General features: G+C 45.7%; 10 protein-coding genes. 7 read left to right on the forward strand and 3 right to left on the reverse strand.

Translation table 11 applies throughout. The features are described 5' to 3' along the window. Nucleotides 1–143: 143 nt before the first annotated feature. A complete protein-coding gene (locus tag ACUC6J_RS05165; RefSeq protein ID WP_447249858.1) occupies nt 144–1,088 on the forward strand; it encodes a copper amine oxidase N-terminal domain-containing protein in 945 nt (314 codons plus the stop codon). A 4-nt stretch (nt 1,089–1,092) separates the two neighbouring features. Then, a complete protein-coding gene (locus ACUC6J_RS05170; protein WP_447249859.1) occupies nt 1,093–4,386 on the forward strand; it encodes a DUF5704 domain-containing protein in 3,294 nt (1,097 codons plus the stop codon). 159 nt (nt 4,387–4,545) lie between these two features. Here ACUC6J_RS05170 and ACUC6J_RS05175 read toward each other — a convergent pair whose 3' ends face one another. Both ACUC6J_RS05175 and ACUC6J_RS05180 read right to left on the reverse strand, forming a co-directional pair. Beyond that, nucleotides 4,546–5,751: a DUF4179 domain-containing protein gene (locus ACUC6J_RS05175; RefSeq protein ID WP_447249860.1), complete on the reverse strand. Its 1,206-nt coding sequence runs from the start codon at nt 5,749–5,751 to the stop codon at nt 4,546–4,548. Then, nucleotides 5,723–6,307, reverse strand: coding sequence for an RNA polymerase sigma factor (locus ACUC6J_RS05180; RefSeq protein ID WP_103042232.1), 585 nt, complete (start codon nt 6,305–6,307; stop codon nt 5,723–5,725). The genes ACUC6J_RS05175 and ACUC6J_RS05180 overlap by 29 nt, the downstream gene beginning before the upstream one ends. A gap of 366 nt (nt 6,308–6,673) precedes the next feature. On the opposite strand from ACUC6J_RS05180, the gene ACUC6J_RS05185 reads away from it, so the two are divergent. Next, on the forward strand, nt 6,674–9,190 hold the full coding sequence (locus ACUC6J_RS05185; protein ID WP_447249861.1) for a rhamnogalacturonan lyase: 2,517 nt from the start codon (nt 6,674–6,676) through the stop codon (nt 9,188–9,190). Between the two features lie 333 nt (nt 9,191–9,523). Here the strand turns inward: ACUC6J_RS05185 and ACUC6J_RS05190 are convergent, their stop codons facing one another. Further along, nucleotides 9,524–10,570, reverse strand: coding sequence for a substrate-binding domain-containing protein (locus tag ACUC6J_RS05190; protein WP_016821413.1), 1,047 nt, complete (start codon nt 10,568–10,570; stop codon nt 9,524–9,526). Nucleotides 10,571–11,081: 511 nt separating this feature from the next. On the opposite strand from ACUC6J_RS05190, the gene ACUC6J_RS05195 reads away from it, so the two are divergent. From ACUC6J_RS05195 to ACUC6J_RS05210, 4 genes are all read left to right on the forward strand, one after another. Next, nucleotides 11,082–12,044, forward strand: coding sequence for an ABC transporter permease (locus tag ACUC6J_RS05195; protein ID WP_016821412.1), 963 nt, complete (start codon nt 11,082–11,084; stop codon nt 12,042–12,044). A 15-nt stretch (nt 12,045–12,059) separates the two neighbouring features. After that, a complete protein-coding gene (locus ACUC6J_RS05200) occupies nt 12,060–12,941 on the forward strand; it encodes a carbohydrate ABC transporter permease (RefSeq protein WP_013369666.1) in 882 nt (293 codons plus the stop codon). A gap of 63 nt (nt 12,942–13,004) precedes the next feature. Next, nucleotides 13,005–14,594 carry an ABC transporter substrate-binding protein gene (locus ACUC6J_RS05205; RefSeq protein WP_447249862.1) on the forward strand — a complete coding sequence of 530 codons (1,590 nt, stop codon included), beginning with the start codon at nt 13,005–13,007 and terminating at the stop codon, nt 14,592–14,594. 26 nt (nt 14,595–14,620) lie between these two features. Further along, nucleotides 14,621–16,078, forward strand: coding sequence for a glycoside hydrolase family 32 protein (locus ACUC6J_RS05210; RefSeq protein WP_447249863.1), 1,458 nt, complete (start codon nt 14,621–14,623; stop codon nt 16,076–16,078). Nucleotides 16,079–16,095: the final 17 nt, after the last annotated feature.

The raw sequence follows: 16,095 nt of genomic DNA on the forward strand, positions 1-16,095 counted from the left end.
TTTCTTATAGATTTTGTAATTGGGAAACCCTATAATATATAAGTTGTATCCAGTATTTTCCGAAAGTGGGGATGCGATGAGTTTATGAGATTAGAGTTGATATACATAGTTTATAAGTTTAAGCAGACAAAGGGGATCGAGAGATGAGTATGAAAAAATGGGTGTTGAGTTTGACCGCAGTCACGTTGCTATGGGGCGGGGCAAGTACGATTCCAATGGCGGAGGCGGCAAGTAGCACCAAACCAATTGAAGTCTTATTAAATGCGAAAAAAATACAATTCCCGGATGCCAAACCTTTTCAGGATAGTAACGATTATGTGATGGTTCCAATCCGGTTTGTATCCGAGGCATTGGGTGCTAAGGTGAGCTGGGAGAAAACAGGCGGCCAATTAGCCGTGTCGATTAATAATGATGCACATGCTGTTAATATGACAGTGGGGCAAAACACCGCTACCGTGGATGGGCAAACGAAAACGTATGAAACGAAGATTATCTTGAAGCAAAACCGTACTTTTGTGCCGCTGCGGTTAGTGAGTGAGGGTTTGGGACAGACGGTAGAATGGGATAAGGTCAGCCGCTGGGTCTGGATTGGGAAGAAGGAAATCGCTGCGCTGGAGGATACGGGGCATCAGGCGGTGAGTATTGAGCCGTATAAGAAGGCGATTGGGACAATTCCCGCCCTTTTGAATAACAGTTCAGATCAGCCATATGACAAAGTTAGGATATTTAAACAATCTGATTTACCTATTAAGCTGCTTAGGGATGTTTATTCTGTTGAGCCATACACAAGCCATAAGGGTGTACCTTACCTAAAAATGAGAATTAAAACGAAGTCTACAGCAGGTGGAATTTTTTTCATTACTAAAAATAAAGATTCACGTCTTCGTCCTCCTTTGAGAGAGATGACACAAGATAATGGTGATGGGACAAAAATGGTGTATTATCCGATTTATTCGTCTGCAGATGAACTATTTCATGGTGTAAAAAACTATAAATCTTTGAAGCTCCAAGACATTGAGTACATCGGATTCCGTTTGCAAGCAGATGGATATATCCCTCTGATGGTCAACCCGTGGAAAGGTAATTAAGTGTATGAATAAGACACAGCGCATTCTGGCCGTATTGCTTGTGGGGGTACTGCTCTTATTGCAGCTCCCACCTTTTTCTTTTTCAACAGATAAGGTAGCAGCCGACACAGAAATCACACCGCTGTCTTACTATGCAGTTAAGAATGATCGCTACTTTGTCGGCATGATGTACTATGACATGTGGAAAAATACTGCTGGTGTATGGGTTACAAATGGTAAAGAGCCCGGAAAAGGTATGTACGGTGAGGCTACATTTACTTACAAGTTTAATTTTCCGGGTAGAAAAATAAAAAGTCTTGAAGCAGTACTTTATAAACCTAATGACGAAAAAAATAAACTGAATCCTGACTATACGAAATACTTTCAGAAATCTCGATCTGATCTTTACGATGATTTCTCTGATTACATAAGTAAAGGAACAGATAGTGAAAAGGATATCCGTCCCTTTCAAAAGCAAGGACTTGGTACGGATACCACCGTCATTCCGATAACAGTAAATATAAAACTGGATCCGAACGTCCAAGCAGAAAATATCAAGGAAGAGAGCTGCCCTACCTGTGCCAAAGAAGTAGAAGCCTGGCGCATCTACCAGCCCATTCTATTCAAGATCGAACTGGAGGGTGGTCTGATCGTCAAGCATTTTACCACTGATGGAAAATCGCTTAACAACGTATTTACACCAATAGAAGATGAACTTAAACCTGATCAACCGTATGATTTCACCCCGCCAACCAATCCGAAATATGAGTATGTGGGTTACAAGAAAAGCACGACAGGTAAACCGCCAAGCGGAGATATCTTGCCGGGAATTGTACCCGGGTTTACCTATGACGGTTCTTTTGAGCAGTTTACCGCTTACTTGTATTACAAAGAAGCTCAGGGCTGTCCTAAGCCTGGAGAAAGCCAAGAGGGAGCGCCCTCAGATTGCCAAGATCATGAACAGCCAACGAATGGTGTTGTCTGCTCCCGTCCCGTTCCAGGCCTGCGCTTGGAAACTGCCGAACTGGACCCAGTAGTATCTGCTGTGATCAAAGCGGACCAGCGTGGTCGGGAACGATTTGACGTATCCAAAGGTATTCCTACCTCTGAAAGCCTGTACGGTCATGTACAAGCCAAGAGATACCTTTTTCAACATAAGTTTGTGAACATGACGGGTCAGTGTACATATACAGTAAACGTAAAACGGGAGTACCGCTTGAGTTGGCGGCCTAAGAAAAAGTCTCGGCGGAATGAGACGGTGAAGCGAACGTATACTTACCAAATTGTCCGTCCGTACTCCTATTGGAAAATAGACAACTTGGAGGTATATGGCATCAAGGAGGCTACGTTGCGAAACTATGCGTTACCCAATGAAGCAATCACCCTGCGTCCGCAATCCTATACTCCCCCTTCTTATATTGCGGCGACCCAGGGTAACTTTTATCCGCCCCCTGCACCAGGCACAGTGGACGGAGGTAGTCGCAGCAAAAATGGCGGCAGCAGCAAGCCCAGTGTGCCTGATGATCGCAGTGTACTGAAATCTAAGGCAGAGGAGGCAGTTAAGGAAATCGAAGTGGAGAACGATACTTTGACCTTTGAAAACAAGATCATTATGAATCCAGAGCGCGTCAAGGTAAATGGCCCTAAACCAGGTGTGATTCCCTCTTCCGGAGCGATTGGGGCCGAAGTGCTGTACAGTCCGGATCATGTGATTGATAAGCATAAGATGAATAAACCCAACACGCCCAGCAGTGGTAACATCACTTACGCTATTCTCAAAGGAAATATCAATGGAGGTGCGGATAAAACGTTGCCGATACAGGGAATCAATACGGTGACTGTCCACACTCCCGTAGTGAATCTGTCTAAAGTATCGGATGATGCTGCTCATAATCAGAAAACCCAACCTACGAAGGGGCGATCCGCACTTATTTTGGAGCGTCCTTTCCGGGTGACGATTTCGACAACAGGTCCGCATTTGAATATTCCCGGCTATGGTGATCGGGAGTATGCCAAATATGTACGAACCAAGCAGGTGCGCTTTCCGTTCGATGTGTACGACCAAGGAAAGACGCATTTTTATCCGCGAGGTACCTGGATCGACATTCCGGTGCTGCAGTTGGACACAGACTTTTATTTACCCGTATGGGTCGATGAAGGCAATTATACAGTTGAGTTCCGCACCATTGCCGAAAATGCACCGGATGGATTTACCGAACAGCGCCATGCCAACACGGATATCGCCCATCATGTTGCCAATGATGTGGTGAATATTGAAGTCATCGGACGGATGTATGATTTTCATATCACGGATATTGCTGATTACCATTGGGAGCGAGTATTTCGACAGCAAAAAGGCAGCCCTGTACATAGCGGTCTGTCCTATTGGACAGGGCTTGGCAATATTGACGGGGAGCCCAGAGGGAACACGGAGCCCTTCACATTGCCTGTTCGCCCAGGTAGTCACCCACATGAAGGTTACGCAAATGTGGCGGTCAAGACAGGCTACCATTTCAAGTTTGACCTCAAAACCAAAGGCAATATGTTCGGCGCACAGGATGGAATTCGCATTACCCCTTCATTTTATTGGGTGAGCAAAGATGGGCGACAGCGGGAAGAGGTGGATTTGTATACACATGCAGGTAGCCGAAAATTTATCCGTGTAGGATCGGCAGAGGACCGGGAAAAGCGATATGTTATTTTGAATGAACGGCTACGCAATGTCCCTATGGAGGAAATGCAGGATACAGCAGCCTACCAATATCAACATGGACTGAGTGAAGCAGAGCGAAGTCAGTTAATGCTGGAACATTATGTGGCGCTGTATGTCCAGCGTATTACACGTAGCAAGACCTGGGTTGGACGCTACGACTGGCTGGTGTTGCCTGCGGCTGTGCGTACCTTGATCGGTCCAAAGACAGACCTGCCGAAGGGGGTTGATGCCGATCGTGCGAATGCAGCGATTCAGCGCTGGTATGGCGAGTATAGTCTGCCTGCTGATGTGTACGCCATCACCAAAGCGACGGATTTGCGCGAGGTCAGTCACCGTCAGGAGCTAAACGAGCATACAGATATATTCAAGAAGACAGGCTTTATAGTGGTTCGTTTTAATTTGGAATCACTCCGTCAGGGGGACACCAAGCATCCACATTTGCAATATATCAATGGCCCGCTTTTGAACCAATGGCAACTGGAGGGATATCGTAGAGAGATAAAGGACCCGCACGGACACACCTTTCATTTACAGGATGGAGATGTCGTGTTTTATCATGCAGACCAGTCCAGCCGGGATGATTTTCGTTCATTTGTCCCTCACTAATTGGGAAATATACAAATTAAAGATAACCTAAACTTATCCTTTGCTTGTATAACCAGTAAAAAACAGTTGAATAAGCAGGAGAAGGGACGGGTTAATGTAAAGCGAGCCAAATGAGCAAGCCTGGATTCTCATCCAGGCTTGCTTACTCTTGCATTGATGTTATTGGGCTGGCACAGGGATTTTCATTTCCAGTTCTTTGATATACGTTTTGTCGCCTTTCTTCACTTCGTTGCCAACCTTGTCATTCACTTGTCCCACAATGCTCCAGTCGGTAGGCTTGACGGTCAAAGTGAACGGCTTAATCGTCACGTATTTCGTGCCCGGTTTAAGAGCATCGTATAGCTCATCCACATGATATTTTGTCTTAGGCTTGCTGTGGAAATAACCGAATTTGCGCTGCTCTAGAATGTTGCCCTGATCATCTGCAATATCGTAATACATCATCGTTGGCGCATACTTTCCCGTCTGCTCCTGAGAAGCAGGCACTTCACCTGTACTGTCCAGCACTAGACGAGTCGTTGTTGAGGTGGATTTCAGCTCCTTCACGGTATAGCTGAAGTTATTGCTGGTCTTCGTCTCATTCGGTTGGACCACAATCATGGTGTTGTCGATTTTCACCGGAACTTTGAATTCATAGGGCTCGTTGACACCTGTCATCGAAGTTTTAACCGTCAACTCAAACTCGTCCGGCAAAGATCCTAACTGCATGAATTCCCCCATGACGGAATTCTTTTTATGCGGATCATCACCGTATATGAATTGTTGAGAGTCAACCTTTTTTCCATTAATCTGTACTTCGGGATGCTTAAAGTAGCCCTTAAGCTGATTCTTCTCAGGCACTTTATGTGCCTTTACCCATTCGCCATCGCTATTTTCAGTTTTGGCATCCATAGGTACATAAGGGCTTATAGAGCCTTCCGGCAAATTCTCACCTTTACGCTCAATGGAGAAGGACAGGCGTGTACCGTCATACAGAACATCGCTTAATGTCAGCGTAATTCCGTCATGCGTCACACTTTCATTAGGATGACTGAGAATGCCCTTATCTACAGCAGTCTGAATTTCATCCGAGCTCAATCCATAAAAAATACTGCCAATTCCGGGAATCTGCTTGAGTGTAGCCGCCATCGTGGGTGATACAAACCCGGCGCCTACCACTCCTGCCCCTAATATGCCAACTACGGATGCCGCCAGGACAGCCCGTTTTGCAAACTTTGGTTTCGTCGTCTTTCTTTGTATGGCTCTATTTTCAATCTCCTTCATAATTTGATCACTCATACTGCCTCTGGGCATGACAGATTCATGGATCCAATTTTCCAACGGGTCCATTTCACGCTCATAAGGTGGTGTTAGATGTTTGTCCATTAACAAGTTCTCCTTTGCTTCTGTGGTCCAGCAGCTTGCGCCGAAGCCGCTCATATTTTTTGCGGATGGTTGCCGACTTTAAGCCCATGATGCTGCTAATTTCCTCAAAGCTGTATTGCTCGACAGCCTTCAGTAGCAGAATATGACGTTCTTCTGGGGTAAGATAAGTCAGCAGCTCTTCAATCACACTTATATAAGGTGATACTTGGGCGATGGACTCTTGTTCCTTGACCTGCTGAACCAGTTTGAGCCAGCGGCTGTGTTTCCTTTTGATATTCATTAAGTGATGATAGGCTATCTTGTATAGCCATGCCGAGAAGCTGGTCTGTCTGCTGTATTGATGAAGATGCTCATAAGCTCTGATAAAAATGTCCTGAACCGCGTCCTCTGTGGCTTCATGATTCTTCAAAATATAAAAGCAGTAGGTGTACATCTGACGCTCGAATTGCCGAATAATGATTTCATAAGCCTGCTGTTCACCAGCCTTGATACGTTCTATGGCCAGCTCAATCTGGCTGTATTTGTCCTGTGTATCCCCGGGGATGGTTGCCTGCAAGAGCTCACCTCCTTGTATTTATGTCTATATAACAATCGCAACGGGTCATTTTGTGACATCATTTTTGTGGAACCTTGATAGGTATGTATGTTTGATCACAGCTCGTTCATTTTATCATTTTATGATATTCGGATATTCTCACTTCAACTAACATGGTCGACTCACAAATGGACCGTTTTAAACGGTCTAATGGGGTCATTTCAATAGAAACGGACAACAACACGGATTTGTGTAGAGAAATACTCGGATATTTAAACGCGTTTGGGGGAACAGCAAAACTATAATAATAAGGAATTTAAATTATGTAAGCGCAATCATTTTCTGTATTTGCTTGTCATCACAATACAATTGAGGAGGACGAATTGGATGGCTCAAAGGAAAGGCGCATGGCAAAAGGGAACCTTGACCGCCGCGTTGGCAGCAATGCTGGCGATGACGGGCACGACTGGAGGAGTGGCTGCGGAAGACTTATCCGAACCCACGCTGCAGGCAGAATCAGCAATCGCAGTAGAACAAAACCGTAGTGGCAGCATTCAGCTGGAAAAGCTGGATCGCGGTCTGGTAGCTGCGGCGACGCAAGAGGGTGTATTTTTAAGCTGGCGGTTATTGGCCCAGGAAGTGAATGGCTACAGTTCAACAGGGCTGACAGGAGCAGACTTTAACGTATACCGTGATGGCAAGAAAATCGCGACGGTGACGGACAGCACCAATTATCTGGATAAGGAAGGAAACGGAAATGCGGTGTACAGGGTCGCTTCAGTCGTTAAAGGGAAAGAAAAGGATCGCAGTGCCAAAGTGAAGCCATGGCAGCAGGGTTATTATGAGCTTCCTCTGCAAAAGCCTGCTGATAGCGTAACACCCGCAGGTGAATCCTATACTTATTCGGCCAACGATATGAGTGTGGGGGATGTGGACGGAGACGGCCAATATGAATTTTTTGTAAAATGGGACCCATCCAACTCCAAAGATGTATCTCAGAAGGGGTATACCGGAAATACGTATGTCGATGCGTATACGTTCGAGGGCAAGCTGCTGTATCGGATTGACCTCGGTGTGAATATTCGCTCAGGTGCCCATTATACACAGATGATGGTGTATGATTTTGACGGCGATGGCAAAGCCGAGCTGATGTTCAAGACCGCTCCGGGGACCAAGACGATTACTTTTGACAAAAAGGGCAAGCCCAAAAAAGAAAAATATATTACCCTGCCCCGTGAGGATCGCAAAGCCGGAATTACACATAAAGATGATTATCGTTTGAGCCGCACGGATTATTATGAGCATGTAGTGAATATGTTTATGAACTGGACGAAGCATGAAGAAGTGGTCAAGGGGCAGTGGCCTGCTACGCTGGAGGAATGCTTTGGTATTGCTCCAAAGTATAGCTACCCGTTATCCCGAAAGGATGCGGAAAGCCTGACGGATTACTTTATGGATGTGTATGCTCCTGCGCGGAGCGACAAAAACAAGCTGAGAGAATATGAAGGTTTCATTGTGGATGGACCGGAGTATTTGACCATTTTTAAAGGGAAAACAGGTACCGAGCTGGAGACGATTCGCTATGAGCCAGAACGCCACGACGATGGACTTATGTGGGGAGACTACGCTATGGCCCGGATTGAACCTGCTAACCGTGTGGATCGTTTTCTGGCAGGAGTAGCATATCTGGATGGACGCAAACCATACGCCGTATTTGCACGCGGATATTATACTCGCTCCACCTTGGTCACTTATACGTGGGATGGTCGCCATCTCCAAAAACATTGGATGGTGGACAGTGGCTGGGCACCGATGACCAATCCGTTTAATGATAGCCCGCACGGACGGGATGGAACGGACCCGAAATTCGGCACCTTGACTACACAAGGAGCGCATTCGCTGAGTGCCGCAGACGTGGATGGAGACGGCAAAGACGAAATTGTATATGGCTCCGCCACGATCGACCATGATGGCAGCCTGTTGTACAGTTCATTTGATGTTATGCCTCCTGAAAGCGCAATTCCGGGCCAAACCGCCAGATTGGGACACGGTGACGCGCTGCATGTGACCGATATTGACCCTGATCGGCCAGGAAAAGAAATCTTTATGGTGCATGAAGGCGGCACCTATGCCCCTTATGGTTATTCGCTGCGGGATGCCAAAACGGGTGAAGTCATCTACGGTGGGTATTCCGGTAAGGATACAGGTCGGGGGATGGTCGGTGACATAGACCCGGATCAGCGAGGACTGGAGACTTGGGCCATAGGCTTGTGGACCGCTGCGGGCAAACAATTGGATACCAAGATGCCGGGTACCAATATGAGTATCAAATGGGCGGCTGATATGACCACACAAATCGTGAACGGGGCGATCGACGTAACCCCAACCATTGAAGATTGGAAACGAGGCACATTACTCACCGCAGCAGGTACCAAAACGAACAATTATACCAAAGGAACGCCATCGTTGGTCGCTGACATTTTCGGAGATTGGCGCGAGGAAATGCTTGTCCGTACAGCGGATAGCTCGGCGATCCGTATCTATTTGAGCACCGAGCCTACAACGCATAAATTGTACACGTTGATGCATGATCCGCAGTATCGTGTGGATGTGGCGCGTCAAAATACCGGCTATAACCAGCCGTCCTACACGAGCTTTTACTTTGCATCCGATATGAATTGGGCGAACGTGCCGATTCCCAAGCTCTATACACCAAGAGCCTTGATGAATGAAGAGAGCAGTGACGAAGCGGATGAGGTAGAGGCAACGGAGGTAGATGAAAAAGAAGTCGATGAAACCAAAGTTGATGGAACAAAAGTCGATGGGGCAGAAATAGATGAGAAGGAAATAGAGGGAGAGTCAGCGGTCCCTGTAGTTCCTGTAGTTCCAGCAGAGGATCAATAAACGATTAGCCGGAGACTAAAACTGTATCACCCCATCCATTAGTTAATAGACCTAGAAAAATGGCAAGCCTCTAAATCATCAGAGGCTTGCCATTTTGTATTCTTAAAGTTTAAGAGTATAGACGATTCTATCCATGGTTGGTGTTTCTGGTTTTAGAACATCTCTAAAATAGAAAATTTGCTGAAAGCAGCGGAGAGAAACGGAACGATTGCGAAAAAGCGTCAGCGGTCGCCTTTGTATCCGGATTTTTACCACTAAGCTATTCAATAATATCCGGATACAACAGCGATTGGAGCAACGTTCCGTTCGCGGAGCGTCGCCAGACCCCCTCTTTTACTTTTCTATTTGTAAAGGAGTCGATTCTCTAAATATCGGCTCAGTTCTGATATGCGTAATCTGATAAGGCCTGGAAGAATCTTTGACCCGCGCCAATAGCATCTCAGCCGCCATAATCCCCATTTCGTTGTTGTAAATATGCACGGTGGATAAATGAGGCTCTACAATCCGGGATTCAGGAGCGTTATCAAACCCAAACACAGCAATATCTTCGGGAATTTTCAAGTTTTTGTTTTTGAGCGCTTTCATGACACTGACGGCGATAAAATCATTGGCGCACACGAACGCAGATGGAAGCACGCTCATGCCCTCCAATTGTTTATCCATCCAATCCGATTCGGAGAAAAAATTTCGGTCCTGATCAACGATGCAGCAAGATAAATCCACACTTTGGCCTGCTTCGATTAAAGCACGGTTATATCCAACCCACCGCTCGTTGAAGCTTTTGCAATGTTTATAATCCCCAACAAAACCGATCCGCGTAAATCCACGATCAATCAGGCTTTTGGTAACAGAATAAACGCTATGTTCGTTTTCCATCAACAATAAATCCGCTTTCAAATCAGGACAAAAAATGTCCACCGAGCAATCAATAAAGATTGTAGGCAGTCCCAAACTCGTAACGAGCTCACTATACTGTGGATCGAACATTTCAATACAAATGATTCCGTCAACCTTAGAGGCTTCAAAATTATTAGGCAGTGTTCCCGCTTGGATTTCGTTTTCCCGCACAATATGAATCGACAAATTATACCCTTCTGCACTTATTCTTTTTTCCAGCCCACTGATCAGAAAGGAGCCAAAATGCGAGCTGTTCGGCAGATTGCATGTAAACAGGGCAATGTTACCTTGGTTCTTAGGGATGATACTGTCAGTTTCCACATAGGCAAATTGCTTATATTTGAGCTCGATCGCTTTTTTTATGACCTTGTTCCGAGTATCAACCGGGATGCTCTCACTACCGTTAATGGCTTTGGATGCGGTGTTTCGGGAGATTCCCAAAGCGTCAGCAATGTCTTGAATGGTGACTTTTTCTTTCTTCATAGACAGGTTCCACCTTCACTTAATAAATGGATTGCCTGAGAGGTACAGTTGCCTCTGCCAGCTTTCCGTTCAGACCTAAAATGTATCCTAAATGTATAATAGTTCGCATAAAATAGCAATGTTGAGATTACAAATGTATAAAATATTTTTACATTTGTAAAGTTTATTTAATAGCCTGTATTTATCTTTATCAGATCGAAAAATGAACTGAAATTCAAATTTGTATAAGCTGGATAAAAAAATGCTCATTGAAACAGAGAGGGTACATTAGGGCCGCATAAGTGAAGCGGTCATTGTTAATGGGGAACTTTCAGATTTGGACCATAGGGGATGATTATTTTTTTTTTGTTACAAAAGCTCAGAATGACAATAATATTTTGGTCAAATGTAAATAAAATATTTTACAAAAGTTATTGACGAATGATAATTTGATTTGGTAAATTGAAGATGAAAAATGTAAGCCTTTTCAGTTGTCTTGTACAGACGGTTATTACAGATGGGGGGAACGCACATGGCAAACTTGGCTAAGGCAGCTCAGAGACATGCCGCACTGGGGGAGCAAAGGTCCATTCGCAGCAAGCTGGACTATATTCGCAAAAACTATTTTCTTTACGTACTGCTGGCGCCTGCACTGATTCTTACGATTCTTTTTAAGTATGTTCCGATGTATGGGGCCATTATTGCATTCAAGGATTTTAGCCCGCTTAAAGGGATATGGGGAAGTGACTGGGTTGGACTAAAATACTTCACTAAATTTTTAGAATCGCCCAATTTTACGGATATTTTCTTTAATACGCTGAAACTGAGCTTCTATGGACTTGTACTCGGGTTTCCTGTACCAATCCTGTTAGCGGTCATGCTGAATCAAATCCGCAAGGCGGGATTGAAAAAGAATATCCAGCTTGTGTTGTACGCCCCTAATTTTATTTCGGTCGTTGTCATTGTGGGAATGCTGTTTATTTTCTTGTCTCCGACCGGACCTTTGAATCAAATCATTGCATCGGTGACCGGCAACCCTGTGATCTTTATGACAGAGCCTGAATATTTTCGCTGGATTTATATCCTGTCTGGAATTTGGCAGGGGGCGGGGTGGTCTTCAATCATTTATGTAGCTGCGCTCGCTAATGTTGATCCCGAACTGCATAATGCGGCAAGTCTGGACGGAGCCAACCTGCTTCAGCGCATATGGCATATTGATTTGCCGACGATTAAACCGATTATGGCGATTGTTTTTATCCTGGCAGCAGGAGGAATTATGTCGATTGGGTTTGAGAAGGCGTATCTTATGCAGACATCCATGAATTTGCCTACTTCTGAAATTATTCCTACCTATGTGTATAAAGTCGGCTTGCAATCCGGCAATTATGCTTATTCTGCGGCGGTCGGGCTGTTTAATTCGGTGATTAATGTGGTTTTGCTGCTGACCGTTAACTTTATCGTCAAGAAGCTCAATGAGGGAGAAGGGCTTTATTAGGAAAGGAGCCTCTTTATGCATGTCAAACATTCCAATCTGGACCGCTTCATCCTAGGTGTGAATTACATTGTGCTCACTTTAGCTGTTTTGATTATTGTAGTTCCCTTGGGTTATATCGTGATTGCTTCGTTTATGGACCCGACCGTTTTGTTAAGCAAAGGGCTATCCTTCCGTATTTCGGATTGGAGTGTGGAGGGATATCGGAAAATTTTGTCCAACCCGGCGATGCTCCGTGGGTTTGCCAATTCGGTGTTCTATTCTTCATGCTTTGCCTTGATCTCTGTGACGGTTTCGATTTGCGCTGGCTATGCCTTATCGGTGAACAGCTTGGTGGGGCGAAATTTCTTTATGACATTGTTTATCATCACCATGTTTTTCAGTGGAGGTCTGATTCCAACCTATTTGTTGGTCAAAAATTTAGGGATGCTGGATACCGTATGGGCTATTCTTCTTCCCGGTGCAATCAATGTGTGGGATCTGATTTTGGCACGAACGTTCTTTAAAGGTGTACCTAATGAATTAAAAGAAGCTGCCAACGTGGACGGAGCCTCGGACTGGACGATATTCTTTAGAATTGTCCTGCCGCTGTCCAAACCCATTATCTTTGTCATTGCGCTATATGCCTTTGTTGGTCAGTGGAATTCTTATTTTGATGCCATGATTTATCTGGATAATGCACAGCTGCATCCGCTTCAATTGGTGCTGAGATCGATCCTGATCCAAAACCAGACGATGCCTGGCATGATTAGTGATCAATTAGCAATGGCGGAACTGAAACGTCTTTCGGAAATGATCAAATATTCATCGATTGTCATCTCCAGTCTTCCACTGCTTGTGATGTATCCCTTTTTCCAAAAGTATTTTGAAAAGGGCGTTATGGTCGGCTCTTTAAAATAACAGATGCCGCACACTTCATTTGCTATATGTGCTTTTTACCATTATCCGATGGAGGTCATCCAGATGAAAACAGTCAAAACTGCCTCATTTGCCGCACTGGCGGCGATCTTAGTTCTTTCCGGCTGCGGCAGCAGCAATTCTTCTAATGAGAGCGATGCAACAGATGTGAATGGAAAAGTGACGCTCAACTTTATAACCCAAAGCTCTCCACTCGCTCCGGCAGACCCGAACGACAAGCTGATCAACAAACGGCTGGAAGAAAAAACGGGCATTCATATTCGTTGGAAGAACTTTACCAGTGACCAGTTTGTGGAAAAAAGAAATCTGGCTATTGCCAGCGGCGATTTGCCGGATGCAGTGTTCGACGCGGGCTACTCGGATTATGACTTGCTCAAGCTAGCCAAAGACGGTGTCATTATTCCGGTGGAGGATTTGATTGAACAGCATATGCCGAATTTTAAAAAGGTATTGGAGCAATCACCGGAATATAAAACGATGTTGACTGCGCCGGATGGACATATTTATTCCTTTCCGTGGATTGAAGAATTGGGGACAGGAAAAGAAGCGATCCAGTCCGTGGATGATTTGCCGTGGATTAATGTGGAGTGGCTGAACAAGCTGGGCTTGTCCATGCCAACAACGACCGAAGAGCTGAAGCAGGTCCTAATTGCCTTTAAAACAAAGGACCCCAACGGCAACGGGCAGGCGGATGAGATTCCATTATCGTTTATAGATAAGCCTGGCGGCGAGGATTTGGCCTTTTTATACGGAGCCTTTGGGCTGGGAGAGAACTGGGATCATACAGTAGTGACGAACGATGGGAAAGTCGTATTTACAGCAGCGGATAACGGATATAAGGAAGCAGTCAAATATATTCATGATTTATACAAGGAAGGGCTGGTGGACATAGAGTCCTCCCAGCAGGATTGGAACACTTATCTGGCCAAAGGGAAGGATCACCGCTATGGTCTGTACTTTACATGGGATAAGGCCAATATTACAGGCCCGAATAAAAAATACGATCTCATGCCGCCGCTGGCTGGACCGGATGGACATGTGAATGTTACACGGACGAATGGCATCGGCTTCGATCGCGGGCGCATGGTGATCACCAGTGCTAATAAGAAGCTGGAAGCGACCGCCAAGTGGATTGACCAGCTGTATGATCCGATCCAGTCTATACAGAACAACTGGGGAACTTACGGGGATACCAAGCAGAAGAATATTTTTGAGTATGATACGGCAAAGGGAATGCTGAAGCATCTGCCGCTGGAAGGCTCGGCTCCGGTGGAAATCAGACAAAAGACGAACATTGGTGGACCGTTAGCTGTATTGGATGAATACTACGGAAAATACACAACCCAGCCAGAAGATGCGACATGGCGATTGGGTTTGCTCAAAAAGGTGATGGTTCCGCATATGCAAGCGGATCATAATTATCCTAAAGTATTCTTCTCTATCGATGAGCTGGATCGATTATCGACCATTGAAACCGATCTATTCGCCTATGTTCTTCGTAAACGTACGGAATGGTATCAGAACGGCAAGGTCGAAGAGGAGTGGCCGGAATATTTGCAGGAGCTGAATAGTCTGGGATTACAGGAATGGCTGCAAATCAAACAAGCGGGTTATGACAGAAGCACAAGTAAATGAATCTTTTTTTGAGGGAGATGGAGTATATGAACGTGATTAGGCAAGAGAAATATCGCCCATCCTATCACTTTTCACCAAAAAGCGGATGGATGAATGATCCGAATGGAATGGTTTATTATGAAGGACGCTATCATTTGTTTTATCAGCATCACCCATTTGGCACCACATGGGGACCTATGCATTGGGGGCATGCTGTCAGCACTGATTTGATGAATTGGGAGGAGCAGCCAATTGCCTTGGAGCCGGATGAGCTAGGAACGATTTTTTCCGGGAGCGCTGTAGTGGATGAACAGGATACATCCGGATTTTTTGGCGGCAAGCCGGGCTTGGTAGCCATTTTCACCCATCATGCTTCGCTTCCGGGGACGGAACAGGTGCGGCAGTGCCAAAGCCTTGCCTATAGTACCGATTCGGGGAAAACCTGGATTAAATACACAGGCAACCCGGTGCTGGAGGATAAGGAATGCATTGATTTTCGGGACCCGAAAGTGTTTTGGCATAAGTCTACAGAGCAATGGGTGATGGTGCTGGCCTGCGGTCAGACGATTCGAATCTATCATTCTCCGAATCTGAAGGAATGGACTTTTGCCAGTGAATTTGGACACGGCATTGGTAGTCATGACGCGGTGTGGGAGTGCCCGGATTTATTCCCGCTATATGTTGATGAGAAACGCGAACAGGTGAAGTGGGTCATGCTCGTAAGCATTGGCGATACCCCGGGGATTCGGGAAGGGTCTAGAACACAGTATTTTACGGGTGAATTTGATGGGACAACATTTGTGGCAGATGCGGAAAGTGAAAAAGTCCGCTGGCTCGATTATGGCAGAGATAACTACGCAGGTGTGTGTTGGTCGGATATCCCGCCAGAGGATGGACGACGCCTGTTTATGGGCTGGATGAGCAACTGGAGATATGCCAATCAGACACCGACGGAGCGCTGGAGAGGTGCCATGTCCATTCCGCGAGAACTCGCGCTGGAAACGAGAAAGGGCACAGTTGCGCTTGTTCAGCGCCCTGTTCGGGAGCTGGAGGGATTAAGAACCCCTGTCCTGTCACTCACAGAACCATCTTGGGAGGAAGTGCGGAACGCATTGTCTGCCTTGCAGCTGGATTGCTACGAACTTGTGGCTGAATTTGCAACCACTGGAGACTTTGGCTTTAAAGTGCGGGTAGCGGATGGACAAGAGACACTCGTCGGTTATACTTCCGCCACGCAGGAAGTATACGTAGACCGGACACGGTCTGGTCGCTCGGATTTTCATGAAGACTTTGCAGGCAGACATGGGACCTCATTAACAATCTTACCGGATCGCATGGACATCCGCCTCTATGTAGATCGCTCGTCTATTGAAGTGTTTTTCGATCGCGGACAGGTAGCCATTACCGACTTAATATTTCCTGATGCAGAAGCTAAGACCCTTGAAATATTCTCAGCAGAAGAGCGGGTTACGTTATTTTCGCTGGAGCTTTATGCGCTAAAATGAGATTTTCTTCATAATCC

This window comes from Paenibacillus sp. JJ1683 (assembly GCF_053006485.1).

What these genes read in the sequence shown, in the direction of transcription:
- ACUC6J_RS05165 (WP_447249858.1), top strand. Translation starts at nt 144, where the DNA reads ATGAGTATGAAAAAATGGGTGTTGAGTTTGACCGCAGTCACGTTGCTA.
- ACUC6J_RS05170 (WP_447249859.1), top strand. Translation starts at nt 1,093, where the DNA reads ATGAATAAGACACAGCGCATTCTGGCCGTATTGCTTGTGGGGGTACTG.
- ACUC6J_RS05175 (WP_447249860.1), bottom strand. Translation starts at nt 5,751, where the DNA reads ATGGACAAACATCTAACACCACCTTATGAGCGTGAAATGGACCCGTTG.
- ACUC6J_RS05185 (WP_447249861.1), top strand. Translation starts at nt 6,674, where the DNA reads ATGGCTCAAAGGAAAGGCGCATGGCAAAAGGGAACCTTGACCGCCGCG.
- ACUC6J_RS05190 (WP_016821413.1), bottom strand. Translation starts at nt 10,570, where the DNA reads ATGAAGAAAGAAAAAGTCACCATTCAAGACATTGCTGACGCTTTGGGA.
- ACUC6J_RS05195 (WP_016821412.1), top strand. Translation starts at nt 11,082, where the DNA reads ATGGCAAACTTGGCTAAGGCAGCTCAGAGACATGCCGCACTGGGGGAG.
- ACUC6J_RS05200 (WP_013369666.1), top strand. Translation starts at nt 12,060, where the DNA reads ATGCATGTCAAACATTCCAATCTGGACCGCTTCATCCTAGGTGTGAAT.
- ACUC6J_RS05205 (WP_447249862.1), top strand. Translation starts at nt 13,005, where the DNA reads ATGAAAACAGTCAAAACTGCCTCATTTGCCGCACTGGCGGCGATCTTA.
- ACUC6J_RS05210 (WP_447249863.1), top strand. Translation starts at nt 14,621, where the DNA reads ATGAACGTGATTAGGCAAGAGAAATATCGCCCATCCTATCACTTTTCA.